Raw genomic sequence first — 25,251 nt, 5'->3', positions numbered from 1 at the left:
GGACTAGCGGCGACCCTTCACGATCTTCTCCTGGTTGACGTCTTCAACCGGGAGCTCCTCGACCTGCTCGGAGCCGAGGGCAGCGCCCTCGCCCGTCTGGAACTCGAGCTTGAACTGGTCGACGGCGGTCTCGAGCTTCGAGACGGTGTCGTCGTCCAGCACGTTCGTGTCGCGCAGGGTGGTGAGGACCTCGGTGTTGCGACCCAGGTAGTCGAGCAGTTCGCGCTCGAAACGCAGCACGTCCTCGACCGGGACATCGTCCAACTTGCCCTTGGTTCCGGCCCAGATCGAGACGACCTGCTCCTCGACGGGGTACGGCGAGTACTGCGGCTGCTTGAGCAGCTCGGTGAGGCGAGCCCCTCGTGCGAGCTGACGACGGCTGGCTGCGTCGAGGTCTGAGGCGAACATGGCGAACGCCTCGAGCGAGCGGTACTGGGCGAGCTCCAGCTTCAGCGTTCCGGAGACCTTCTTGATGCTCTTGACCTGCGCGTCGCCACCGACTCGCGAGACGGAGATACCGACGTCGACCGCGGGGCGCTGGTTGGAGTTGAAGAGGTCGGACTGCAGGAAGATCTGACCGTCCGTGATCGAGATCACGTTCGTGGGGATGTACGCCGAGACGTCGTTCGCCTTGGTCTCGATGATCGGGAGACCCGTCATCGAACCGGCACCGAGCTCGTCGGACAGCTTCGCGCAACGCTCCAGCAGACGGGAGTGCAGGTAGAAGACGTCACCCGGGTAGGCCTCGCGTCCCGGCGGACGGCGCAGCAGCAGCGACACGGCGCGGTACGCCTCAGCCTGCTTCGACAGGTCGTCGAAGATGATCAGGACGTGCTTACCCTCGTACATCCAGTGCTGGCCGATGGCCGAACCGGTGTACGGAGCCAGGTACTTGAAGCCGGCCGGGTCGGACGCAGGCGAGGCGACGATCGTCGTGTACTCGAGTGCGCCGGCCTCTTCCAGCGCGCCCTTGACGGACGCGATGGTGGAGCCCTTCTGGCCGATGGCGACGTAGATGCAGCGGACCTGCTTGTTCGTGTCGCCGGACTCCCAGTTGGCCTTCTGGTTGATGATGGTGTCAATCGCGATCGCGGTCTTGCCGGTCTGGCGGTCGCCGATGATCAGCTGTCGCTGTCCGCGGCCGACCGGGATCATGGCGTCGATCGCCTTGATGCCGGTCTGCAGGGGCTCGTGCACGGACTTGCGCTGCATGACGCCCGGAGCCTGGAGCTCGAGGGCACGGCGTCCGACGCTGGCGATGTCGCCGAGACCGTCGATCGGGTTGCCGAGCGTGTCGACGACACGTCCGAGGTAGCCGTCGCCGACCGGGACGGAGAGAACCTCGCCCGTGCGGGTGACGTCCATGCCTTCGACGATCTCGTCGAACTCGCCGAGGACGACGACGCCGATCTCGTGCTCGTCGAGGTTCAACGCGAGGCCGAGCGTGCCGTTCGCGAAGCGGAGGAGCTCGTTCGCCATGGCGCCCGGGAGGCCCTCGACGTGCGCGATGCCGTCTGCGGCGTCGATCACGCGTCCGACCTCGGTGGCCGCGGCCGTGCCGGGCTCGTAGGCCTTGACGAAGTCCTTGAGAGCATCCCGGATCTCGTCTGGGCTGATCGTGAGTTCTGCCATCATGTTCCTTTTGGTTGTGGAACCCGGGGGTTCCGAGAGGTGCGATCCGTCAGGATCAACGTCTTGAGTTGTGGAGACCGTCGGGCCGGTCCCCGCGCTGCGCGAACCGGTTATCCGGCGAGTTGCAGTCGGAGGTCGTTCAGTCGGGCAGCGAGGCTGCCGTCGATGACGTCATCCCCGAGCTGCACGCGCAGCCCGCCGACGACGGCGGGGTCGATCACCTGGTTGATCTTCACCTGACGGCCGTAGGCCGTGGCGAGGTGGCGCTCGAGGCGCTGGAGCTGCGACGCTTCGATGGGTGCTGCAGCCGTCACCGTCGCGACCGCGAGACCCTGCTGGTCGGCGACGATGCCCGACGCGTATCGCAGGAGCTCTCCGATGCGGCGACCGCGAGGCTGCTGCACCAGCTGACCGACGATGCTGACGGTCTGCGCGCTGGCCTTGCCGGCGAGCAGGGAAGCGGCGAGGGCTCCCTTCGCACCGGATGAACCGAGCTTGCTGCCGAGCGCGAGTTCGAGCTCGTGGTTGCTGGAGACGACCTTGCCGAACTCGAACAGTTCAGCCTCGATGTCGCCCTGCGCACCGGCGGAGATCGAAGCGGCCCGGAGGCCGAGCTCCTCGATCCCGGCGAGCAGGTCGTCCTCGCTGGACCATCTGCCGGCCACGACGGCCTGCAGGATGGTGAGCGCCTGGGCGTTCACCTGGCCGGCGAAGATGCGGTCGACGACGGCGCGCTTGGCGTCGACGTCGGCCGCGGGGTCGCTGAGTGCGGAGCTCAGGTGGCTCGAGCCGCCGATGGCCCGGCCCGCTGCGAACAGACCGTCCGCGGTGGCCAGATCGGCCCCGGCGCCGAGGGCGACGAGGGCCTCCTTCGACGAGGCGAGTGCTTCTCTGGTCGCGCTTCCCATTACTTGGCTGCCTTCTCCGACGCTTCGAGGTCCGCGAGGAACCGGTCGACGACAGCCGTGGCCTTCGCGTCGTCGTTGAGCGTCTCACCGATCACGCCACTGGCGAGGTCGAGTGCGAGCGTGCCGACCTCGGCACGCAACGACACGACGGCCGCCTGACGCTCTGCCTCGATCTGGGCCTGGGCACTCGCGGTGACGCGAGCCGCCTCGACCGTGGCCTGCTCCTTGAGCTCTGCGAGGATCGTCTGACCGTCCACACGAGCCTGTTCGCGGATACGACCGGCTTCCTGACGCGCTTCAGCGAGCTGAGCGTTGTACTGCTCGAGCGCTGCCTCGGCCTGCTTCTGGGCTTCATCTGCTTTGGCGATGTTGCCCTCGATGGCCGCCGCGCGGTCGTCGAGGAGCTTCTGCACCTTCGGGAGAATCAGGAACCAGAAGAAACCGAGGATGATGACGAAGACGACCGCTGACCAAATGATGTCGTACCACTCGGGGATCAGCGGGTTCTTCGTCGCCTCTTCAGCAGCTGCAATCACTGCGTGAGACATCTTGCCTCCTTCGGAGTTGTGAAAGGGGGCTTAGACGAAGATGAAGTAGGTCGCGATGCCGATGAAGGCGAGCGCCTCGGTGAAGGCGATACCGATCCACATGAGGACCTGGAGACGGCCACCCAGCTCGGGCTGACGCGCGGTGCCTTCGATCGTCTTGCCGACGACGATACCCACACCGATTGCGGGGCCGATGGCTGCGAGACCGTAACCGACCGTCGCGATGTTTCCGTCAAGGGCGGCGAGAACGGTAGTTGCGTCCACGTTTGTTTCCTTCCGTTGGGTGAGACCTGGCGGGTGCCGGGCTCGATTAGTGCTCTTCTGCGACCGCGAGCTGGATGTAGACCGCGGTGAGGAGGGTGAAGACGTAGGCCTGGAGGACAGCGACCAGGAGCTCGAAGAGGGTGAAGACGAGGCCGAAGGCCAGCGTGCCGACACCCATGAGCGCGAACCAGCCGCCGAGGTTCACGATGAAGAACTGCGTCGCGGCGAAGAACAGCACCAGGAGCAGGTGACCGACGATCATGTTCATGAGGAGTCGGAGGGTCAGCGTGAGCGGACGGATGACGAAGGTCGAGATGAGCTCGATCGGCGTCACGATGATGTACACGGGCCACGGCACACCGGAGGGGAAGAGGGAGTTCTTGAAGAACTTGCCCGGGCTCTTCTTGATACCGGCGTAGATGAACGTGATGTAGGACACCAGTGCGAGCACCAGTGGCACTCCGATGACCGAGGTGCCGGCCAGGTTCAAGAACGGGATGATGCCGGTCAGGTTCATCGCCAGCACCATGAAGAAGATGGTGGTGAGGATAGGCAGGAACCGCTTGCCGTCCTTCTTGCCGAGGAGGTCTTCGGCGATGTTGACCCGGACGAAGCCCAGGCCCATCTCGGCGAGACTCTGCGCGCGTCCGGGGACGAGACGCATCTTCCGGGTCGACAGCCAGAAGAAGAGGAGGAGCGCGATGACCGCGACGAACCGGATCAACATGACCCGGTTGATCGCGAAGGGCGTGCCTTCGAAGAAGATGATGTCAGGGAAGAACTCGTCGATCGACGGACCGTGGAACTCGCCATCTTCGGCGGCCATCGGTGCGATCAAGTGCACAGCGTTAGCGAACAGCACGTATCTCCAGTTTCGGGGGCGTGGAGCAGAGCTCTCGCGGCGACGAACAGGGGGGATGTCTCCTCCACGCACGCCGAAGTAGTGTTAGTGGGAGGATTCGTTGACCAGTCTAGCAAGGAAACCTGGCCGTGACGAACCTGGGGGCTGCATTCGGCGGCTATATTCCCGCGTATTCAGGCCGAACACATACGAATGCCCCTGGCGGCATGCGTACTGCTCGACCGAACCGACGGGTCAGCGCGGGTCGTCCTCGACCGGTGCCGTCGGCAGCACATCGTCCGAGACGTACGGGACCCGTACCTTCGCTGCGACGATCGCATCGATGACGAGGGAGCCGATGACCCCGACGATGACGCTGCCGAAGAGCATCGGCGCATTCACCCAGGGCTGATCCTTCAGGATGAAGCCGAGCACGAGGAAGATCACGAACTTCAGCAACCAGCTCCCCATCACCACACCGAAGAGGATGCCGACGAAGAAGTCCTGACCCGCCCAGCGGTTCGCGAAAAGGATGCTGACCGAGGTGATGCCGAGGAACACGAGCGCCATCGCCGTACCGATCAGCGCACTCGTGAGTCCGCGGGAACCGTCGACGCTCCAGCCGATCACTCCCCCGACGACGGCGATCACGAGCGCGAGGAGCGCGCTGTACTTGAGTGCCGCGCGGAAGACCGCGTTCGAACTCATCTGGGAGCCGGACTTGGCGTTGGAGGTCATGGTTGCTGGTCCTTCTTGGCGAGGGAGTCGAGGGTCGCGCCCGACACGGGCGCCTCGGGGTCGCGTCGCCCGGAGGCCGCGTCCAGCCGATCGTACAGCGCGGAGCCGGGAGAACCCGGGGCGTCGGCGTCCACCCGCTGAGCCAGGCGGTCGGCGCGGCGACGGCGGCCGAGCGGCAGGAGGGTGACCACCGTGCAGACGACCACGCCGACCGAGACGAAGAGGATCGCGAGCCACGTTGGTACGGCGAAGAACAACAGACAACCCACCGAGATGATCACGGTCCAACCGTAGAAGATGAGCACGGCGTGAATCTGGCTGTGACCGAGGTCGAGCAGGCGGTGGTGCAGGTGCATGCGGTCGGCGCTGAACGGCGACTTCCCCGCGCGGAGCCGGCGGAGCACCGCGAGGACGAAGTCGGCGAGCGGCACGATCAGGATCGCGAAGGGCAGCAGGATCGGGATGAACGCCGGCAGCAGCTGCGTCCGTCCGAGTGCCGCCGGATCGACCTGGCCGGTCACAGCGGCGGCTGAGGTCGCCATGAGCAACCCGACCAGCAGCGCACCGGCATCTCCCATGAACAGCCGCGCGGGATGCCAGTTGAGCGGCAGGAACCCGACGCATGCCCCGACGAGGATCGCGGCGATCAGCGAGGCGAGGTTGAAGTAGTCACTCGCGCCCGTCGAGGTGACGAGCAGCTGGGTGTAGATGAAGAAGACGGTGTTCGCGATGATGGCCACGCCGGCGACCAGACCGTCGAGTCCGTCGACGAAGTTGATCGCGTTCATGACGAGGACGATCGCGAAGACGGTCATCGTGAACGACACCCAGGAGGACCCGACCGTGAGACCGCCGATCGGGAGCGAGTAGATCTGCACCCCCAGCCAGGCGACGAGGCCGGCCGCCATGAACTGAGCAGCCAGTTTGATCATCCAGTCGAGGTCCCAGAGGTCGTCGGCGACCCCGATGGCGACGATGAAGAGGGCCGCTCCGAGGATTGCGAGGACCGGTTCCGGGTCGGCGAACACGAGGGCGAAGAACGGCAGCTGCCACGCCACCCCGAAGGCGATGAGGATGCCGATGAACATCGCGACCCCACCGAGACGAGGCGTCGGCGTCTGATGGACGTCACGCTCCCTGATCGGCGGGTGGATGCCGTACTTCACCCCGACCCGGCGCGCGAGATGCGCGAAGCCGAAGGTGATGCCCGCGCTCACGGCGAGCACGATGAGGTAGCCGGAGAACTGGTTCATCAGCCGATCGGATCGGCGAGCAGCTCGCCCACCACTCCCCTGATCGCCTCGCGCGAGATCGCACCCTCTCGGAGGACGATGATGCGTTCGTCCGCGGTGCCGAGACGGGTGGCGTCGATGATCGTCGACGATTCTTCGCCGCTCGCGCCACCGTCGAGGTAGACGGCAACGGAGTCACCGAGCATGTCGAGCGCTGCGGCAGCCGTCGTGGCCGCCGGCCTGCCCGTCAGATTCGCCGAGGAGACCGCGAGCGGTCCGGTCTCCTGCAGGAGCTCGAGCGCGATCGGGTTCGACGGCATCCGGAGCGCCACCGTCCCTGCGGTCTCGCCGAGGTCCCAGGCGAGCGACTGCTGAGCTTCGAGGACGATCGTGAGCCCACCCGGCCAGAACTCCTCGACCAGCTTGTGCACCGCGTCGGGGACCGTCGCGGCGAGCGCGGCGAGGGTGTTGACACCGGAGACGAGCACCGGCGGAGGCGACTGGCGAGTGCGCCCCTTCGCGTCGAGCAGCCGTTGGACGGCTGCGGGCGAGAACGCGTCGGCGGCGAGGCCGTACACCGTGTCGGTGGGGAGCACGACGAGTTCCCCACGCGAGAGCGCCGTCCTGGCCAGACGCATCCCGGCGAGGAGCTGTGAGTGATCCTGGCAGTCGAAGGTCTGCGGCATGTGGGGATCCTTCGTTGCGGCGGGGCCGTCGATCGGTGATCAGTCGGCCGGATGAGCTGGGTGAACTGGAGGAGCTGGGTGACGACGCTCAATCATAGTCGCGAGGCCGTGGCGAGCAGCCGAGGCGACAGGAGGTAGCAGGCGAGGACCACCACGATGCCGATCACAGCGAGGATCTGCAGCGGCAGGGCGGCCGTCGCGACCACGACCCCGAGCAGACCCGTGATGACGGTGGACACGCTGACGACAGCGGTGGCACCGAGATGCCCGAGACCTGCGGCCGCGAGGCGCTGGTAGACGTGGCTGCGGTGGGCTTCGTGGAGCGCCTCCCCGCGCCTCCAGCGCGCGAGAATCGTCGTCCCGGTGTCGGCGACGTACACGAGGACGGGCCCGATGAGCGCAACGAAGGAGATGCCGCTGAACGCGGCGTAGATCGCCACCGCGACCAGTGAACCGCCGAGGAGGTAACTGCCGACGTCGCCCAGGAACATCCGCCGCTTGGCGAGGTTCCAGGGCAGGAACCCGAGGAAGGCGGACGCGACGACCAGACCTGCAGCAGTGACCCCTGGCAGCCCCGCGGCCGCCCCGAGCGCAGCGTAGAATCCGCCGACGATCGTGCCGTGCATGGAGGAGATGCCGTTCAGGCCGTCCATGAAGTTGGCGATGTTCGTGTAGGCCACGAGCGCGACGATCCCGAGCGGAATCCACCAGAACGTCGCATCCATCGACACGACGAGGACCCAGGTTGCGACGAGACCGAGCACGACCTGGAGACCGAAGCGCACCCGGACGGGCAGCCCGGCCACGTCCTCGACCGCGCCGATCGCGGCGTTCAGGACGGCGACCGCAGCGACGATCCAGAGCGGCAGGCTGTGCAGGAGGACCGCCGCGGTGCCGAGACCGGCGGCGACGGCGACGGCGACGCCGATGCCACCGCCACGGATCGTCGGCGTGACGTGCATGGAGCGATGGTTCGGCGTGTCGACGATCGAGCGGTGGATGAGGATCGGCCGGATCACGAGCTGCGAGGCCAGACTCACGACCAGTGCGATGACTCCGGCGAGCAGGGCTGTCGTCATTGCACCAGGTGGTGTGCGCTCGGGCCGTCGGCCGAGATCGTGTCGCGCCATACCGCGATGTCGAGTGAGGCCGGGTCCAGCGGTTGGATCTTGGTGTGCGAGACCTTCGGATGCTTGGAGCGGTCCGCGATCTCATCGGTGTCGATGAGGACCTCGTGGAGCTTCTCCCCCTGTCGGAGCCCGGTGAACACGATCTCGACGTCCTTGCCGCTGACGGCGATCATGCGCTTGGCGACATCGAGGATGCGTACCGGACGGCCCATGTCGAGGATGAGGACCTCTCCGGGGTCGCCGATCGCGCCGGCCTGGATGACCAGCTTCGACGCCTCGGGGATCGTCATGAAGAAACGGGTGACATCGGGGTGCGTGACCGTCACCGGGCCACCGGCCTCGATCTGCGCGGTGAAGCCCGGGATCGCGGAACCTCGGCTGCCGATCACGTTGCCGAACCGGACGGAGAGGTAGCGCGAGTCGGGTTCTTGAGCGCTCATCCATGCGGTGAGCTTCTCGGCGATGCGCTTGCTGTAGCCGAGCACGGTGGTGGGGTTGGCGGCCTTGTCGGTCGAGATGTTCACGAAGGTTCCGACGCCGACGGCGCGAGCCGCGTTCAGGACGTTCAACGACCCCAGCACGTTGTTCTTCCAGGCCTCGTCCGGGTACTGCTCGAGCATGGGAGCGTGCTTGAGTGCAGCGGCATGGAAGACGACGTCGGGTCTGCGGTCCTCGAAGACCTCGAGGAGGGAGGGGTAGTCGCGGATGTCGGCGAGGACGACCTCCTTCGTGTCGAGCAGGCCATGGCCGGAGATCGACAGCTGGGTGGTGTGGAGGCCCGTCTCGTCGCGGTCGAGGAGCACGAGCTCCGCCGGACCGAACTGGTTGACCTGGCGGGCGAGTTCCGAGCCGATGGAGCCGCCGGCACCCGTGACCAGGACGCGCTTGCCGGTGAGGTACCCGGCGATGCTCTCGACCTGCAGGTCGACCGGGTTGCGGCCGATGAAGTCCTCCACGTTGAGATCGCGCAGGCTCGGGGCGCTCTCGCCCTTGTCCGGTGCGAGCATCTCGTCGATCGTGGGCACCACGAGGACCCGCAGCTTCGCCTCGTCCGCACGTTCGCTCACCTGGCGGACGAAGTCGTTGTCGACGTCCGCGATGCTGATGATCAGCGCCTGGGCACCCGTCTTCCTCACAGCGGCGACGAGGTCTGCCCCCGTGCCGAGGACGGCCACGGAGGCGATGCGGAAGTTCTTCTTGCCGGGATCGTCGTCGATGACGCCGACCGGGAGGTAGGGCGACTGCGGGTCGCGCATCAGTCGCGGGATGATCGACATCCCGAGGGCGCCGGCGCCGTAGACGAGGACGCGCTGCGCCTCGATCGGACGACTGCGACTGTCGACGAACAAGCGCTTCACGTACCTGATGATGCCCATGAAGACGATGGCGAAGGGGAATGCGATCACGGTCGTGGACCGTGGAACACCCCAGGCGACACCGAAGATCGCGTTCACGGCGATGAGGATCGCCGTGACGATGAGCGCGACGATGATGAGCTGCTTGGCTTCGTAGAAACTGCCGAAGCTGTGGAGCCCGTGATAGTAGGACCAGATGTACGCGACGATGAGCTGCGCGACCACGGCGATGATGCAGAGCGCGATGGTGCCGCGCAGCGAGACTCGCTCGTAGTCGAGCTCGAAGCGCACCAGCTGGGCGACGACGATCGCGAACACCCAGCACAGTGCGTCGAGCGCGGTCTTGGCTGCGAAGCGAGGTCCTGGCGCCTGCGTCCACCTACGGGGGGCGTCGGGGAGAGTGGGGGTCATAACCTGTCAATCCTACCGATCGTCGGCTTCGGGTAACCTGCGGGCCGGCTGCGCGTCGGCGGAACCGCCGCTCGTGCCGCGCTCGGCCGCCAGCGCCGCGATGGACGATCGGAGCCCGTCGTCGGTCGCGATCGGCATCCTGTCGCGGCCGAGAGCGGCGAGCAGACGCGCGCCCGACACACGGTAGTCCTCGGTGAGCTTCGCGAGCCGCCGACTGTTCAGCGGCACCAACGGGACGTGATCGCCGAGTCGCGCGACCGCACGGACGACCGGACGCGGGATGGCGAGCCGACGCACCGGTCGGCCGGTCACCTCGGCGATGAGGGTGACGAGATGACCGGTCGAGACGGGCTCGTCATCAGCGACGAGATAGATCCCCGTCGGGATCGTCGGCGTCTCGATCACACTCGTGACCGTCCAGGCGAGGTTGCCGATGGACACGAAGCTCCGCTCGTTCGCGTACGCGTCGAGGGGGTACGGGATGCCGCGGGAGAGCATGCCGAACAGCAGACGTAGGTTGCCCTTGTCGCCGGGTCCGTGGACCATCGTCGGGCGCAGGATGACCACTCGCCGGCCGGCCGGAGGCTCGACCGCCAGCAACAGCCGCTCGGCAGCGAGCTTCGACTTCCCGTAGGGCGTCACCGGGTGCGGCTCAGCGCTCTCGTCGAGCGTGCCGTCGACCGACTCCTCGTTGACGGCGGCCACGCTGCTCAGCTGCACGAACGTCGTGGCGGAGGAGTCGAGGAATGCCGCGTAGACGCGTTCGGCGAGATCCGTGTTGATCCGACGGTAGACGTCCGGCGATGCGGTGCCGTCGAGGTCGTGGGCCTTCCCGGCCAGGTTCACGACGGCGTCGATCCCCTCGGGGAAGGCCTCCCCCGTCCAGCCGCGCAGCGAGAACGGCAGGACGTCGTGGCCTGCCGCCTCGAGGACGGGTACGAGGTTCGTCCCGATCAAGCCGGTCGCACCGGTGACGAGCACGCGGCTCATCGGCCGAACCAACCCCACGTGCGGAAGTACACGAAGGCACCCTGGATCGAGTACCACATGAGCTTCCGGTTCTGATGCGAACCCTTCGCGAAGTGGTGGTAGATCGTCGCGCCCGGGTAGTAGGCGGTCCGCGACACCTGCAGGAAACGCCTGGTGAGGTCCGCATCCTCGATGTACATGAAGATGCGCTCGTCGAAGTATCCGACCCTATGGAGGGTCGAGGTGCGCAGGAACATGAAGCACCCCGAGAGGTAGGGCACGTCGAACATGGTCTTGCTGTAGTCGTGTGCGGGGTTCACATCGATGTCGCGGTACTCGTAGGCGGCCATGCGCTTCGCGAAGAGCTTCTGGAGCGGGCCGGGGAGGAAACGACGGGCGAACAGGTCGAAGACCGACGGGTTCCGTTTCACGAGGTACTGGAGCGAGCCGTCCGGGTACAGGACCCTCGGCATGACATGGCCGACCTCAGGGTGGTCGAGCATGAACTCATACAGTTCCTCGATCGCCGAAGGCTCGAAGTAGACGTCTGGGTTGATCACCATGTGGAACTTCGATCGTCCGAAGACCTTGGCGATGGCGATGTTGTGCGCGGCTCCGAAGCCCGGGTTGGCGGGGTTGTGGAGGTATTCGATGCGCGGGTCGTCCGCGAGGTCGCGGAGCTCGTCGGTCGGTGAGTTGTCGACGAGGTACAGCGTCTCGACGAGCTCACTCGCGAGCGTGGAATCGATGGCGGCCCGCAGTTTCGCGCGATCGTTCTGGTACATGACGATGCACCCGGTCAAGGGACGATCCACTGCTGCACCTCTCCGGCGGCGGGACGGCACCACCGAGCGCGCGCAGACCTCCGTCTGCTGCGCCCCGTCAGTCTACGTGCTGCTCGGGCGAGGGCTGGGAGGAGGCGGCGGCATACTGGAGGGGTGACTGAGCGTGTGTTCTTCTTCGACTGTGACAAGACCCTCTATGACTACGACTTCCGGAAGCGGCTTCCAGCCCTCTCCCGCCTCACGGGCGTCAGTCAATACCGACTGGCGAAGCTCTGGTGGGTCGGCGGGCACGAGGAGGCCGCGAACATCGGTGAGTATCCGACGAGCGACGACTATCTGGCCGCGTTCGCCGAGGTCACCGGCTATCCGCTCTCGCTCGACGAATGGCGAGAAGCGCGGGCAGCCGCGATGAGCCCGATCCCCGGTGCCATCGCGACGCTGGTGCGGGCGTCCTCCCTCGGCACCGTGTCGCTCCTGTCGAACAACCCGATCCCGTTCCGCGACTCGTTCACGACCCTCGCCCCGGAGGCGGCCTCGGTCCTCGGTGAGAACGACCTCGTCTCGGCTGTCCTCGGCGCCGAGAAGCCCGAGCCACGGGTGTACACCCGTGCGCTCAGTCGCTACGGCGTCGCGCCCGGCAACTCGATCCTCATCGACGACTCCGCCGCGAACTGTGACGGCGCCCGCGCGGTCGGCATGCACGCCTTCCATCTCACGAAGGACACCGCGGGCGTCTTCGACATCGCCGGGCTCGACGCGGCGATCGACGCCTTCGTCGCGGCCACGGCGTGAGGCGGGTCTAGCGGATCGCGATGGTGGTGCGGTCGCGCGTCGTGAGGTCGCGGTGCGTCGCGGCCGCCTGCCAACCGTCTGCCGTCAACAGCTCGCGGATCGCCTGACCCTGCAGTTCGCCGTGCTCGATGATGAGCGTGCCACCACGGTGCAGCAGACGCTGAGCGGTCGCCGACACATATCGGACGACGTCGAGGCCATCCGGCCCGCCGTACAGCGCGGCCGACGGGTCGTACAGGCGCACCTCGGGATCGCGCGGGATCGCGTCGTCCGGCACGTAGGGCGGGTTGGAGATCACGACGTCGACCATGCCGTCGAGCTCGTGGAACGCATCGGCGAGATGCTCGAACACGACGGTCGCGTTGTCCGCGCCCGACTCGGCGAAGTTCTGCTTCGCCCAGATGAAGGCGTCCACCGAGTTCTCGGTGGCGTAGATCGCGGCGTTCGGCACCTCGGTCGCCATGGCGAGCGCGATGGCGCCGCTGCCGGTGCCGAGGTCGACGCCGATCGGGCGCGGGATCGGGACGGCACGAAGTGCGTCGATTGCGAACTGCACGACGGACTCGGTCTCGGGTCGGGGCACGAAGACCCCGGGCCCGACGGCCAGCTCCATCGAGCGGAATGCCGCACGACCGGTGATGTGCTGCAGCGGCTCGCGTGAGGCACGACGCTCCACGAGTTCGGCGAAGACGGTCCGTTCCTCGGCGTCGAGCACCCGCCCGGTGATCGCGGCAGCCTGGACGGCACCGCGCCCGAGGCCCAGGACGTGGCCGAGCAGGAGCTCCGCATCGACCTCGGGCGAGGGCACAGCTGCGCGGGTCAGGACGTCGACGGCGTGCTGCCTGGCGACGACGACCGTCGCCGGGTGGCCGGTCGTGGGCGCGCTCGAAGCATCGCCCGCCCCCTCGGGGGACGGCGTTGCGGCTGAGGCTGAAGGAGAAGTGGGGTGCATGAGCGAAGTCATCGTCTGTGCGGCCTGGTCGGGAGGGCCGGATCGAGCCTACCGCACGGGTCACCGTCCGCTCCGGGCGGGCGCCGTCATAGAGCGTTCCGCCCAGGAGGCACGTCGTAGGCTGATGCCGACGACCCCGTTCGAGGAAGAGGACCCCGTGGCAGGCACCATCACACCGACATCACCCAGGCATACGGACGGACCCCGCTCGTCCGCCTCAACCGCATCGCCGAAGGCGTCGGCGCGACCGTGCTCGCGAAGCTCGAGTTCTACAACCCCGGATCGAGCGTCAAGGACCGCCTCGGCATCGCGTTGGTCGACGCGGCAGAAGCATCGGGTCAACTGCAGCCCGGTGGCACCATCGTCGAGTCGACGAGTGGCAACACCGGCATCGCGCTCGCCCTCGTCGGCGCCGCCCGCGGGTACAAGGTCATCCTCACGATGCCGGCCTCCATGAGCAAGGAACGACGCACGCTCCTGCGCGCGTTCGGCGCCGAGCTCGTCCTCACCGACCCGACGAAGGGTATGGCGCTCGCCGTCGACGAGGCCAAGCGCATCGTCGACGAGACGCCGGGTGCGGTGTGGGTGCGGCAGTTCGAGAACGAGGCGAACCCCGCGATCCACAAGCGCACCACTGCTCCGGAGATCTGGGAGGACACCGACGGCGTCGTCGACGCCTTCGTCGCCGGCATCGGTACGGGCGGCACCATCACGGGCGTCGGACAGTGGCTGCGCGAGAAGAACCCGGACGTGCAGATCATCGCCGTCGAGCCGGCCGACTCCCCGCTGCTCAGCGAGGGCAGGGCCGGCGGACACAAGATCCAGGGCATCGGGCCGAACTTCGTCCCGGCGATCCTCGACACGAGTCTGTTCAGCGAGATCATCCCCGTCGAGACCGACACCGCTTACGCCGTCGCACGCCAGCTCGCCACGGACGACGGCATCCTCGGTGGCATGTCCGCCGGCGCAGCCGTGTGGGCGGCCCTCGAGGTCGGCCGTCGCCCGGAGATGGACGGGAAGACGATCGTCGTCATCATCCCCGACGCCGGCGAGCGCTACCTCTCCACGACGATGTACGACGATCTCCGCGACTAGGCTCGGACACATGGGAATACTGTCGCGGGTGCGCGAGGACGTCGGCGCTGCACGCGTCCACGATCCTGCGGCCCGCGGCACCGTCGAGATCGTCCTCAGCTACTCAGGACTGCATGCTGTCTGGGCGTATCGCGTCAACCATCGGCTGTGGCAGCGTGGGTTCCGCACTCTCGCGCGCTTCGGTTCGCAGTTCGCGCGCTTCCTGACCGGCATCGAGATCCATCCTGGTGCGCGCATCGGCCGACGGTTCTTCATCGACCACGGCATGGGCGTCGTCATCGGCGAGACCGCCGAACTCGGAGACGACATCATGATCTACCACGGGGTCACGCTCGGCGGGAAGAGCCGAGGCGCCGGGAAGCGCCACCCCACCATCGGCGACGGGGTCGCAGTCGGAGCCGGAGCGAAGATCCTCGGGCCGATCCTGATCGGCGCCGGGAGCATCGTCGGCGCGAACGCGGTCGTCACGAAAGCCTGCCCACCGCACAGTCTGCTGCTCGGCGTGCCCGCCGTCGAACGCCCGCTCGGCCCGGGCTCCCACGGCCTCGCTCTGCTGGATCCCGAGTACCACATCTGACTCGGGCACCACCCCCCATCCTCCGCTGTCCGCCGTCGCAGATCGACGGAATCCGCGCCGCCCCCAGCACCTCGAGAGGTCACCCATGAGTCTCATCCGCCTGAACGACGTCACCGTCCGGTTCGAGGATCGTCCGGTCCTCCGCGACGTCTTCTTCCGGCTCGAACCAGGTGATCGTGTCGGACTGATCGGCCGCAACGGTTCCGGCAAGTCGACGCTGCTGAAACTCGCCCTCGATCAGCTACAGCCGGACGCCGGAACGGTGACCGTCGAGGACGGCACCCGGATCGGCTACTTCTCCCAGTTCTCCGAACTCGACGGCAGCGCCACCATCACCGAGGTCCTGGAAGGTCTGTTCGCGCACATCCACGAGATCGAGGCCAAGCTCGCCTCGATCGACGCCGCGATCGCCGCGGACCCCAACGACCTCGACGGGATGACGAAGCTCATCGAACGCCAGGCCGAACTCTTCGAGGAGATGGAGCGGCAGGACGGCTGGGACTACCAGCGCCACATCGACACCGCGCTGACCACGCTCGGATTCGACACCGCCCGCCGTGTGCTCCCCATCGACGCCCTCTCCGGCGGTTGGCGCAACCGCGCCGCGCTCGCGAAGATCCTCCTCGAGCGTCCGGACGTCCTCCTGCTCGACGAGCCGACGAACTTCCTCGACGTCGCGGGTGTCGAGTGGCTCGAGTCCTGGTTCGGCGGCTTCCGCGGGGCCGCGATCGTCGTCTCGCACGACCGCACCTTCCTCGACGCCGTCGTCACCCGCATCGTCGAGGTCGAGAACTTCCACCTCCACGAGTACCCCGGCAGCTTCGACGAGTACGTCATCCAGAAGCAGTTCCGATTGAAGACGCTCGAGGCGCAGTTCGTGCACGAATCGGAGCTCCTCGCGTTCGAGGCGGAGGGTATCTCCGACAGGCGCGAGGCGACGAAGGCGGCCGGGAAGAAGGACCTGTCCTCGCAGCTCGCCAAGATAAAGAAGGCGAGACCGCCGCGGCCCGTCGACGACATCATCACGGACATCTACGGCGGCCTGCACATCAAGGACACCCTCTGCCGGATCCAGGGCCTCACGAAGTCGTACGGCGAGCACACGCTCTTCGACGGTCTCGACCTGGAGATCGGCCGACGAGAGCGCATCGTCGTCCACGGCCCGAACGGCGCCGGCAAGTCGACGTTCCTCCGGATCCTGGAAGGCGAGGAGCGGCCCGATCAGGGGAGCGTCACCTGGACCGGCGGCGTGCGCTTCGCCTCGTACAACCAGATGGTCGACGAGCTGGACCTCACCGACACCGTCGCGCATGCCGTCGGCGCGATGCCCGACAGTCTCGCGTTCGCTGCGACGAAGAAGTCGGTGAACCGCTTCCTCGGGATGTTCCAGTTCTCGGACGCCGACCTCAAACAGAAGATCGGGATGCTCTCCGGAGGCCAGCGCGCACGCGTCGCGATGGCCCAGTGTCTGCTGTCCGGCGCCTCCGTGCTCCTGCTCGACGAGCCGACCAACCACCTCGATCTCGCGAGCACGCAGGTCATGGAGCGCGCCCTGGTGCACTTCCCCGGCGCCATCGTCGTCGTCAGCCACGACCGCTTCTTCGCCGACAAGGTCGCGACGAAGCGCCTCCGCATCGGCTGAGCCCGTCGACACGAGGTTCCTGAGCCTGTCGACGGGCCGGGAACCCGGAGGATCAGCTCTGGTCGCCGATGTCGGCCAGACGCGCCTCTTCGTCGGCGGCGATGGCCGATTCGATGATCGGGCCGAGGGCTCCGTTCATGACGCCATCGAGGTTGTACGCCTTGTAGCCCGTGCGGTGATCCGCGATGCGGTTCTCCGGGAAGTTGTACGTCCGGATGCGCTCAGAGCGGTCCATCGTACGGATCTGGGTCTTGCGCGCCGCACTGTCGAGCGCAGCCTGTTCCTCTTGTTGCCGGGCGAGGATGCGGGCGCGGAGGACACGCATACCGGCCTCCCGGTTCTGGAGCTGGCTCTTCTCATTCTGCATCGACACCACGATTCCCGTCGGCAGGTGGGTGATGCGCACCGCCGAGTCGGTCGTGTTGACGGATTGACCGCCGGGGCCGCTGGAGCGGTAGACGTCGATCTTCAGGTCGTTCTGGCTGATCTCGACCTCCTCCGGCTCGTCCACCTCGGGGAAGACGAGGACACCGGTGGTGGACGTGTGGATGCGGCCCTGCGACTCGGTCGCGGGGACACGCTGCACGCGGTGCACACCACCCTCGTACTTCAGGTGCGCCCAGACGCCCTGCGAGGGATCCGTGGCGTTGGACTTGATGGCGACCTGCACGTCCTTGTAGCCGCCGAGATCGCTCTCCGTGCGCTCCAGGAGTTCCGTCTTCCAGCCCTTGGACTCGGCGTAGTGCAGATACATCCGCAGCAGGTCTGCGGCGAAGAGCGCGCTCTCCGCTCCACCCTCGCCTCCCTTGATCTCCATGATCACGTCGCGGCCGTCGTCCGGGTCGCGCGGGATCAGCAGGCGTCGGAGCTTCTCCTGGTTGGTGACCAGCAGCTCCTCGAGCACCGGCACCTCCTCGGCGAACGCGTCGTCCTCCTTGGCCAACTCGCGAGCGGCGTCGAGATCCTCCTGCGTGGACTGCCAGGTGTGGTAGGCCGCGATGATCTTCGACAGCTCTGCGTACCGGCGGTTGATCTTCTTCGACCGCGCGGGGTCGGCGTGCACCGCCGGGTCGGCGAGCTGATCCTGGAGATCCCTGTGCTCGGCGACGAGCGTCTCAACTGATTCGAACATCGTTCACTTCCTTCATGACCATCATGCTGCACCGAGGCGCAACTGCACCCGGGGGAAAACGAGACCGACCCCACCCGCACCGGAGCCATGCGGCTCGGGTGCAGATGGGGTCGGTCGGGACCGCTAGCGGTGGTTGTTCTCGTGTCCGTGGCTGTGCGAGGTCGGTGCGGGCATCGACTTCTGCATCTGGACGAGGAACTCCACGTTCGACGTGGTCTCCTTGAGCTTGCCGAGGACGACCTCGAGGGCCTGCTGCTGGTCGAGACCGGCAAGGGCACGACGCAACTTCCAGGTGACCTTGACCTCGTCGGGAGCGAGCAGCATCTCTTCGCGACGGGTCGACGACGCGTTGACGTCGACGGCCGGGAAGATCCGCTTGTCGGCGAGCTGACGCGAGAGACGCAGCTCCGAGTTGCCGGTGCCCTTGAACTCCTCGAAGATGACCTCGTCCATCTTGGAACCGGTCTCGACGAGTGCGGTCGCGAGGATCGTGAGCGAGCCGCCGTTCTCGATGTTGCGAGCAGCCCCGAAGAAGCGCTTCGGCGGGTACAGCGCAGCAGCGTCGACACCGCCCGAGAGGATACGACCGGAGGCCGGAGCCGCCAGGTTGTAGGCACGGCCGAGGCGCGTGATCGAGTCGAGCAGCACGACGACGTCGTGACCGAGCTCCACCAGACGCTTGGCACGCTCGATGGCGAGCTCGGCGACCGTCGTGTGGTCTTCGGCAGGACGGTCGAAGGTGGAGGCGATGACCTCACCCTTCACCGTGCGCTGCATGTCGGTGACCTCTTCCGGACGCTCATCGACGAGCACGACCATGAGGTGGACCTCAGGGTTGTTGATCGAGATGGCGTTCGCGATCTGCTGGAGGACGATCGTCTTGCCGGCCTTGGGCGGCGCGACGATGAGGCCGCGCTGGCCCTTGCCGATCGGGGCGATCAGGTCGATGATGCGCTGCGTGAGCTTCGTCTGCTCGGTCTCGAGGCGGAGACGCTCCTGCGGGTACAGCGGGGTCAGCTTGCCGAACTCGACGCGCGCTGCAGCCTCCTCGACGGACAGGCCGTTGACGGAGTCGACCTTGACGATCGCGTTGTACTTCTGGCGGCTGCTGCTGTCGTTGTCGCGCGGCTGGCGGATCGCACCGACGACCGCGTCACCCTTGCGCAGGTGGTACTTCTTGACCTGGCCGAGCGAGACGTAGACGTCGTTCGTACCGGGCAGGTAGCCGGACGTGCGGACGAAGGCGTAGTTGTCGAGGACGTCGAGGATGCCGGCGACCGGGATGAGGACGTCGTCCTCGGCGATCTCGGGCTCGACCTCGTCGTTCTGCACGGACCCACGACGCTTCCGGTCGCGGTACCGGCTGCGTCCCCCACGGCCATCGGCGTCGTCGGCCTGGCCGGGCTGACCGCCCTGGTTGCCGCGGTTCTGGTTCTGGCCGCCCTGCTCCTGCTTCGGCTCGGACTTCTGTCCGGCGTCGGCCGCGTTCTGGTTGCCGCCGCCGTTCTGGTTGCCGTCAGCCTTCTGGTTGCCGTCAGCCTTCTGGCCGCGTCCGCGACCACGCCCACGGCGTCCACCGGCCTGCTGACCGTCCTGCTGCTCGGCGCCGTCCTGGTTGGAGGAGTCGTCGGAGTCGCCGTCCGAGCTGCCGGACTCGTCGTTGGAGGGCTCTGCGGCGTTCTGCGAGGCGTCCCGCTGCTCGGCACTGTTCTGCTCGGCACCGTTCTGCTCGGCACCGTTCTGCTCGGCCTCATCGGCGTTGCGCTCGCGATCGCGACCACGGCCGCGGCGGTTGCCACGCGAGCGGCGCTGGCCCTGCTCGGGAGCTGCGTCCTCGGCGGGCGCGGCGTCGGTCGTCGGGGCTGCGGCTGAGTCGCCTGCCTCGACGGGTGCAGCAACCTCGGCCGGCTCGGCCGCGACCGGTGCCGACTCGGCGGGAGCCGACGGGGCGAGTGCCGGAGCTTCCGGCGTCTCGACGACGGGGGCTCCGACGATCGGCGTGGTCGACGGGGCGACGGTCGCCGAGGTGGCGCGGCGCGAGGCGCGCTTGCGCACCGGCGGTGCCGCGTTCTCGGAGCCGAACGCCTGGTCGAGCGCGAGGTCGAGCTCGGGGAGCTTCGACTGCACCGGTGCCGGCGGTGCGACCTCGACCGCTGCGACGGACTCGATGACCTCAGCGGTCTCGGTGGTCGCGGCGTCGGTGTCGCTGCTGTTCAAGCCAGTCTGGCTGATCTGGATTGCCTGGATGGCCTCGACCAGCTCGCCCTTGCGGAGCTTGGAAGCACCGGCCACCCCGAGGGCGGCGGCGAGACGCTGCAGGCCTGCAACCTTGAGCGTCTTCGGGTCGGCATCCAGCGAGACGCCTGAGGCGCCTTCGTTGACGTCTGTCACGTGTGTTTTCCTTCCCTCGCGTCGAGACAGAGCTGTCTCGCGCAGGCGGCGATCGCGACCTGCGATCCTGTGCGGCGGGTGGGTGATGTTCACACGACGCAGAGCCTGTGCGGATAGCCCGGTGAGACGACCCAGCGGAGGGATACCTCAGCAGGGTGGAGACACGATGGGACCCGAACAGACGCGATCAATTGGTGCGAAAGCGATGATTGTGCGGAATTGCCCCGGAAGCCGGTTACGCCGAAGTGGCGGGGTGGGCCGGGTGCCTTCCTACTGTAGCACCCTTGAAGTCGACAGCGAGCATGAGCGACTGCCACGCCGTCTCGGCGTGTTCGGCGACGAGGGCGGTCGCTTCAAGGCGGCGTCCGGGGTCGTCGGCGAGCACGAGGATGGACGGACCAGCTCCCGACACCACGGCTGCGAATCCGTGATCGCGGAGCATCGTGATGAGCGTGTTGGTCTCCGGCATGGCCGCTGCGCGATAGCTCTGGTGCAGGCGATCCTCGGTCGCGGCGAGGAGCAGCTCCGGGCTCTGCGTCAGCGCGGCCACGAGCAGCGCCGAGCGCGACACGTTGAACGCGGCGTCCGCGTGCGGCACGTTCGCCGGCTGGAGGCTCCGCGCGAGCTCGGTGGACATCGTGTGCTCCGGCACGAGCACGAGTGGCGAGACGCCCCGGTGCACGATGAGCTTCTTGTGCTGCGGGCCGGCGTCCGTCGTCCACGCGATCGTGAGGCCGCCGAAGAGCGCCGGCGCGACGTTGTCGGGGTGGCCCTCCATCTCCGTCGCGAGGCGAAGGAGGTCGTCGGGGCCGAGGTCGACCTCGCCCTCCAGCAGGCCCTTCGCCGCCATGATGCCCGAGACGATCGCTGCACCCGAGGAGCCGAGTCCGCGACCGTGCGGGATCGCGTTGCGCGCCACGACGTCGAGGCCCGGCAACTCACGTCCATAGGCACGCAGTGCGTGGGCGATGGCCGTGATCACGAGGTTCAACTCGTCGGTCGGGACCTCGCCGGCACCGACACCGATCACCTCGACGAACACGCCCGGCTCCTCGCGGACCGTCACGGTCAGCTCGTCGTACAGCGCGAGCGCGAGCCCGAGGGTGTCGAAGCCAGGACCGAGGTTGGCGGTGGTCGCCGGCACCTTGACGGTGACGCTGTGTCCGATCTGCATGATTCGGTGGCCTGCAATCTGAGGAGTGGTGGTCGGTGGGATGTTTCGGGTGCGGTCGGACCGCGGTGGAGCACAGCCGCCCGCTGAGGCGGCCCGGCGCGGCCGGAGGCTATTCGGCGCCTTCGACGCGGAGCACCGAGACGACCCGCTCGACGTTGGCGTTCGAGGCGAGCTGCTCGACGGTGGCCGCGAGGGCCGATTCGAGCGCGCGGTGTGTGCCGATCACCAGGGTAGCGGTCGAGCGCGTGCCGTCCGAGGAGGCCACGGACTGCTGGAACGTCTCGACCGAGACGCCGCCGTCGCTGAGGATCCCGGCGACGGCCGCGAGCACGCCCGGCTCGTCCGTGACCTCGAGGGTCACCTGGTAGCGCGTCGTGACCCGGCCGATCTCCAGGACCGGCAGGTCGGCGTGTGTCGACTCGCCCACGCCCGGCCCCCCGGCGACGTGACGGCGGGCTGCCGACACGAGGTCCCCGAGGACCGCGGATGCGGTCTCCTTGCCACCGGCGCCCGCACCGTAGAACATCAGGCTGCCGGCGTTCTCCGCCTCGACGAACACGGCGTTGTTGCCACCGTGCACGGCGGCGAGCGGGTGCTCCCGACCGATGAGCGCCGGGTAGACGCGAGCGGAGAGGCCTTCCTCGCCGGTGGCCTCGTCGACGATGCGCTCGGCGATCGCGAGGAGCTTGATGACATAGCCCTGGCTGCGCGCGAGGTCGACCTGGGCCTTCGTGACACCGGTGATGCCCTCGCGGTGCACGGCCTCGACGGGAACCGTCGTGTGGAAGGCGAGGCTCGCGAGGATCGTCGCCTTCTGCGCCGCGTCATAGCCCTCGACGTCGAGGGTCGGATCGGCCTCGAGGAACCCGAGTTCGCTGGCGACCGCTGCCGCGTCCTCCATCGTGTCGCCGAAGCGGTCCATCCGGTCGAGCATGTAGTTCGTGCTGCCGTTCACGATCCCGAGCACCCGGTTGATGCGATCGCCGGCGAGACTCTCGCGCAGCGGGCGGATGATCGGGATCGCGGCGGCCACTGCGGCCTCGTAGTAGAGCTGGGCGCCGACCTGTTCCGCGGCGTCGAAGAGCTCAGGGCCGTGGGTCGCGAGCAGCGCCTTGTTGGCGGTGACGACATCGGCTCCTGCGTTGATCGCCTGGAGGATGTAGCTGCGCGCCGGCTCGATGCCACCCATGAGCTCGATGACGATGTCCGCGCTCAGGATGAGCTGCTCGGCGTCGGTCGTGTAGAGCTCCTTCGGGAGATCGACGTCGCGCGGCGCATCGACGTCGCGCACGGCGATCCCGATCAGTTCGAGGCTCGCGCCGGCGCGGGACGCCAGCTCCTCGGCGTGCTCGAGCAGCAGTCGCGCCACCTGTGAGCCCACCGAGCCGGCACCCAGCAGGGCGACTTTCAGTCCGCGGTATTCGATCATTCCGTGTCCAATCCCGCGTCGCGGCTGAGGAGGTCGTGCTCGGTCTCGCCCCGCACGATGATGCGGGCCTCGCCACCGGAGACGGCGACGACGGCCGGGCGGCCGAGGTAGTTGTAGTTGCTGGCGAGGGACCAGCAGTAGGCACCGGTCGCCGGGACGGCGAGGAGGTCGCCGTCACTGACGTCCGCCGGCAGGTAGTCGGCGTTCACCACGATGTCCCCCGATTCGCAGTGCTTCCCGGCGATGCGGACAAGCGCCGGAGCAGCGTCGCTCACGCGCCCGGCGATCCGGACGGCGTAGTCGGCTCCGTACAGCGAGGGGCGTGCGTTGTCGCTCATGCCACCGTCGACGCTCACATAGCGCCGGATCGCCGTATGGCCCTCGTCGTCCGTCGACACCACGACGTCCTTGACCGTACCGACCTCGTAGAGCGTGATGCCGGCACCGCCGATGATCGCGCGACCGGGCTCGAAGGCGAGCTTCGGGATCGCGACGCCGTGGGTCTCAGCCGCGGTCGCGACACCCGCGAGGATGTCTGCCGCGAGGCGCTCGATGGGGGTCGGGTCGTCGGCACTCGTATAGGCGATGCCGAAACCCCCGCCGAGGTTCAGCTCGGGGACCGGACCGTCCTCGAGGAGCTGCGCGTGCACCGCGAGCAGACGCTGAGCCGACTCGGCGAATCCCTCCGAGCCGAAGATCTGCGAGCCGATGTGGCAGTGCAAGCCGAGGAAGTCCAGTGAAGCGTGCTCGCGGATGCGCGCGACGGCCGCCGCAGCGCCGTCCAGCGGCAAGCCGAACTTCTGGTCCTCGTGCGCCGTCGCCAGGTATTCGTGGGTGTGCGCGTGCACGCCACTGTTCACCCGGAGTCGGACGGGCTGGACGCGCCGTGCCCGGTCGGCTGCGGCTGCGACCCGCTCGATCTCGACGAGGCTGTCGAGGACGATCGCACCGATGCCGACATCGACGGCTCGCGCGATCTCCGCGAGCGACTTGTTGTTGCCGTGGAAGCCCAGCTGGGCCGGATCGGTCCCGGCCGCGAGTGCCACGGCAAGCTCTCCCCCGCTGCAGATGTCGATGCGGAGACCCTCCGCCGTCATCCAGCGCGCGACCTCCGCCGAGAGGAAGGCCTTGCCCGCGTAGTAGACGGCGACCGAGGTGCCGCGAGCTGCGGCCTCACGCTCGAACGCCTGGCGCAGCGTGCGCGCTCGGGCCCTGGCGTCGTCTTCATCGACGACATAAAGCGGCGTGCCGAATTCGGCCTGCAGGGCGCGGGCGTCGACACCACCGACTCGGAGGACGCCGTCGGCGTCACGGTCGGCGGACGCCGGCCAGACGGCAGGGTCGAGCGCATTCGGATCGACCGGCTCTGCGAGCCAGTCGGGGGCGAGGGGATTTCTGGCCACGGGGTTGTCCTGAGTCCTGGGAAGCGGAAGAGGAGGTTCTCGTTGGGCGAGCGGACCCGGGTTGGCCCCTGAAGCACCGATAAGGAGAGCACCGATGAAGGAGGGTGCGCGCGCTCCGGAGGATGGTGATCCCGGTCGTTCGCACCCATCGCCGCTCGGTTGGAACGGCTGAGGTGATGCACGGACCTGACGGCCCGATGACGCACCTCACCACTCGGTCGGAGCAGTGGGTGTGGAGAAAGTCTAGCGAGCCGGGCGCGATCACGCAGAATCATGACGCGCAGGCGTCACCCGATCGTCGCCACCCGTCGATCCGATCTCAGTCGCAGCTGCCGAGCGTCGACAGCGCGTCCTCGTCGAGGCGGAGGGTCGTCGAGGACAGTTCGGCGGTGGCCGCGTCGGGTGTCACGGTGAGGGCGTCCAACTGCGTGCCCTCCGGCAGGTACTCTGCGACGCAGATGCTCGGGGGATCGCCCTGGAGCAGTCCCGTCACGAGAGCCTGCAGGTCGATCACGCCGAGGATTCCGGTGTCGACCTCGACCGAGGTCGGTGTGAGCGTCACTCGCTGCGCGGTCGTGGTCGGGGCGACCGAGAAGTCGTACGGGATCGTCAGACCGAGCCCCGTCGCCTCCGACGCGTAGCCGACCTCGCCATCGCCGAGGGTCAGCTCGCCCGGCAGCCCGGCGCTTCGTGCGAGCGACTGAGCGCCCGCCGCGTCGATCCTGATGGTCGCGACCACCTTGCCGATGGCTGTGCTGGTGTCGACGGGGACGGCGTCTGCCGTCACGTGGACGTCGAGTGGGACGCCGTCGACGCTCGCGTTCGGGGCACGCAACTCCACGCGTTCGAACGTGCCGCCGAGGTATTGAGCGATCACGGAGGCACCACCGATCGAGACGTCCACGTCAGCATCGACGTTGTCCGGCAGCTTCTGCTCGATCTCAGCGGACACCCGCTGCTCGGCGATGCCCCGCACGATCGTGTCGGCGATGAAGAACACCCCGATCAGGACGATGAGCACTCCGACGATGATGACGACGGGCACCCACGGGCGTTTGCGCTTCGGCAGCTGCTGCTCACTCATGTTCAGAGGCTACCCAACCGCGCCTGGGCGCAGGAGGAACGCGCCAGAGCAGGGCTCCTCTGCCGGGTCGTCCTGCCCTCG

General features: G+C 67.6%; 23 protein-coding genes. 4 read left to right on the top strand and 19 right to left on the bottom strand.

Annotated elements, in window-relative coordinates:
* Window positions 1–3: 3 nt before the first annotated feature.
* The 12 genes from atpA to ABMA10_RS09230 all read right to left on the bottom strand — a co-directional run bounded on the left by atpA (window position 4) and on the right by ABMA10_RS09230 (window position 11,517).
* Window positions 4–1,632 carry a F0F1 ATP synthase subunit alpha gene (atpA, locus tag ABMA10_RS09285; RefSeq protein WP_347868343.1) on the bottom strand — a complete coding sequence of 543 codons (1,629 nt, stop codon included), beginning with the start codon at window positions 1,630–1,632 and terminating at the stop codon, window positions 4–6.
* Window positions 1,633–1,742: 110 nt separating this feature from the next.
* On the bottom strand, window positions 1,743–2,540 hold the full coding sequence (locus ABMA10_RS09280) for a F0F1 ATP synthase subunit delta (RefSeq protein WP_347868344.1): 798 nt from the start codon (window positions 2,538–2,540) through the stop codon (window positions 1,743–1,745).
* A complete protein-coding gene (locus ABMA10_RS09275; RefSeq protein WP_347868345.1) occupies window positions 2,540–3,088 on the bottom strand; it encodes a F0F1 ATP synthase subunit B in 549 nt (182 codons plus the stop codon). The genes ABMA10_RS09280 and ABMA10_RS09275 overlap by 1 nt, the downstream gene beginning before the upstream one ends.
* A 30-nt stretch (window positions 3,089–3,118) precedes the next feature.
* Window positions 3,119–3,352 carry an ATP synthase F0 subunit C gene (atpE, locus tag ABMA10_RS09270; RefSeq protein ID WP_347868346.1) on the bottom strand — a complete coding sequence of 78 codons (234 nt, stop codon included), beginning with the start codon at window positions 3,350–3,352 and terminating at the stop codon, window positions 3,119–3,121.
* Window positions 3,353–3,398: 46 nt separating this feature from the next.
* Window positions 3,399–4,178 carry a F0F1 ATP synthase subunit A gene (atpB, locus tag ABMA10_RS09265; protein ID WP_414693660.1) on the bottom strand — a complete coding sequence of 260 codons (780 nt, stop codon included), beginning with the start codon at window positions 4,176–4,178 and terminating at the stop codon, window positions 3,399–3,401.
* Between the two features lie 270 nt (window positions 4,179–4,448).
* Window positions 4,449–4,931 (bottom strand): hypothetical protein, encoded by a 483-nt coding sequence (locus ABMA10_RS09260; RefSeq protein ID WP_347868348.1) that lies wholly within the window; start codon window positions 4,929–4,931, stop codon window positions 4,449–4,451.
* Complete coding sequence (locus tag ABMA10_RS09255) at window positions 4,928–6,184, bottom strand: MraY family glycosyltransferase (protein WP_347868349.1); 1,257 nt, start codon at window positions 6,182–6,184, stop codon at window positions 4,928–4,930. The genes ABMA10_RS09260 and ABMA10_RS09255 overlap by 4 nt, the downstream gene beginning before the upstream one ends.
* Window positions 6,184–6,849, bottom strand: a complete 666-nt coding sequence (locus ABMA10_RS09250) for an L-threonylcarbamoyladenylate synthase (protein ID WP_347868350.1) — start codon at window positions 6,847–6,849, stop codon at window positions 6,184–6,186. The genes ABMA10_RS09255 and ABMA10_RS09250 overlap by 1 nt, the downstream gene beginning before the upstream one ends.
* A gap of 92 nt (window positions 6,850–6,941) precedes the next feature.
* A complete protein-coding gene (locus ABMA10_RS09245; RefSeq protein ID WP_431031445.1) occupies window positions 6,942–7,928 on the bottom strand; it encodes a UDP-phosphate glycosyltransferase in 987 nt (328 codons plus the stop codon).
* Window positions 7,925–9,745, bottom strand: coding sequence for a polysaccharide biosynthesis protein (locus ABMA10_RS09240; RefSeq protein ID WP_347868352.1), 1,821 nt, complete (start codon window positions 9,743–9,745; stop codon window positions 7,925–7,927). Before ABMA10_RS09240 ends, ABMA10_RS09245 begins: the two co-directional genes overlap by 4 nt.
* Window positions 9,746–9,757: 12 nt before the next feature.
* Entirely contained in the window at window positions 9,758–10,735 is a 978-nt protein-coding gene (locus tag ABMA10_RS09235; protein WP_347868353.1) for an NAD-dependent epimerase/dehydratase family protein, read from the bottom strand.
* Complete coding sequence (locus tag ABMA10_RS09230) at window positions 10,732–11,517, bottom strand: glycosyltransferase family 2 protein (protein ID WP_347868354.1); 786 nt, start codon at window positions 11,515–11,517, stop codon at window positions 10,732–10,734. The genes ABMA10_RS09235 and ABMA10_RS09230 overlap by 4 nt, the downstream gene beginning before the upstream one ends.
* A gap of 135 nt (window positions 11,518–11,652) precedes the next feature.
* Here ABMA10_RS09230 and ABMA10_RS09225 point away from each other — a divergent pair, with 135 nt between their 5' ends.
* On the top strand, window positions 11,653–12,291 hold the full coding sequence (locus ABMA10_RS09225) for an HAD-IA family hydrolase (RefSeq protein WP_347868355.1): 639 nt from the start codon (window positions 11,653–11,655) through the stop codon (window positions 12,289–12,291).
* Window positions 12,292–12,298: 7 nt separating this feature from the next.
* Here ABMA10_RS09225 and prmC read toward each other — a convergent pair whose 3' ends face one another.
* Window positions 12,299–13,243, bottom strand: coding sequence for a peptide chain release factor N(5)-glutamine methyltransferase (gene prmC / locus ABMA10_RS09220; protein ID WP_347868356.1), 945 nt, complete (start codon window positions 13,241–13,243; stop codon window positions 12,299–12,301).
* 180 nt (window positions 13,244–13,423) lie between these two features.
* Here prmC and cysK point away from each other — a divergent pair, with 180 nt between their 5' ends.
* From cysK to ABMA10_RS09205, 3 genes are all read left to right on the top strand, one after another.
* On the top strand, window positions 13,424–14,338 hold the full coding sequence (cysK, locus tag ABMA10_RS09215; protein ID WP_431031521.1) for a cysteine synthase A: 915 nt from the start codon (window positions 13,424–13,426) through the stop codon (window positions 14,336–14,338).
* Between the two features lie 10 nt (window positions 14,339–14,348).
* Window positions 14,349–14,915 (top strand): serine O-acetyltransferase EpsC, encoded by a 567-nt coding sequence (gene epsC, locus ABMA10_RS09210; RefSeq protein ID WP_431031444.1) that lies wholly within the window; start codon window positions 14,349–14,351, stop codon window positions 14,913–14,915.
* A gap of 85 nt (window positions 14,916–15,000) precedes the next feature.
* A complete protein-coding gene (locus ABMA10_RS09205) occupies window positions 15,001–16,557 on the top strand; it encodes an ABC-F family ATP-binding cassette domain-containing protein (protein ID WP_347868358.1) in 1,557 nt (518 codons plus the stop codon).
* A 52-nt stretch (window positions 16,558–16,609) separates the two neighbouring features.
* Here the strand turns inward: ABMA10_RS09205 and prfA are convergent, their stop codons facing one another.
* The 6 genes from prfA to ABMA10_RS09175 all read right to left on the bottom strand — a co-directional run bounded on the left by prfA (window position 16,610) and on the right by ABMA10_RS09175 (window position 25,170).
* Window positions 16,610–17,689, bottom strand: coding sequence for a peptide chain release factor 1 (gene prfA, locus ABMA10_RS09200; RefSeq protein WP_347868359.1), 1,080 nt, complete (start codon window positions 17,687–17,689; stop codon window positions 16,610–16,612).
* A gap of 123 nt (window positions 17,690–17,812) precedes the next feature.
* Complete coding sequence (rho, locus tag ABMA10_RS09195) at window positions 17,813–20,080, bottom strand: transcription termination factor Rho (protein ID WP_347868360.1); 2,268 nt, start codon at window positions 20,078–20,080, stop codon at window positions 17,813–17,815.
* Window positions 20,081–20,315: 235 nt separating this feature from the next.
* Window positions 20,316–21,254, bottom strand: coding sequence for a homoserine kinase (gene thrB, locus ABMA10_RS09190; RefSeq protein ID WP_347868361.1), 939 nt, complete (start codon window positions 21,252–21,254; stop codon window positions 20,316–20,318).
* A gap of 109 nt (window positions 21,255–21,363) precedes the next feature.
* Window positions 21,364–22,683, bottom strand: a complete 1,320-nt coding sequence (locus ABMA10_RS09185; RefSeq protein ID WP_347868362.1) for a homoserine dehydrogenase — start codon at window positions 22,681–22,683, stop codon at window positions 21,364–21,366.
* Entirely contained in the window at window positions 22,680–24,086 is a 1,407-nt protein-coding gene (lysA, locus tag ABMA10_RS09180) for a diaminopimelate decarboxylase (protein WP_347868363.1), read from the bottom strand. The genes ABMA10_RS09185 and lysA overlap by 4 nt, the downstream gene beginning before the upstream one ends.
* 319 nt (window positions 24,087–24,405) lie before the next feature.
* The gene (locus ABMA10_RS09175) at window positions 24,406–25,170 is read right to left on the bottom strand and encodes an LmeA family phospholipid-binding protein (RefSeq protein WP_347868364.1); all 765 of its coding nucleotides are present in this window, start codon (window positions 25,168–25,170) and stop codon (window positions 24,406–24,408) included.
* Between the last annotated feature and the right edge of the window lie 81 nt (window positions 25,171–25,251).

It is taken from the genome of Plantibacter sp. RU18 (assembly GCF_050613355.1).
Lineage (GTDB): Bacteria > Actinomycetota > Actinomycetes > Actinomycetales > Microbacteriaceae > Plantibacter.
The sequence above is the reverse complement of the archived record's forward strand: the minus strand, read 5'-3'. Positions and strand labels throughout refer to the sequence as shown.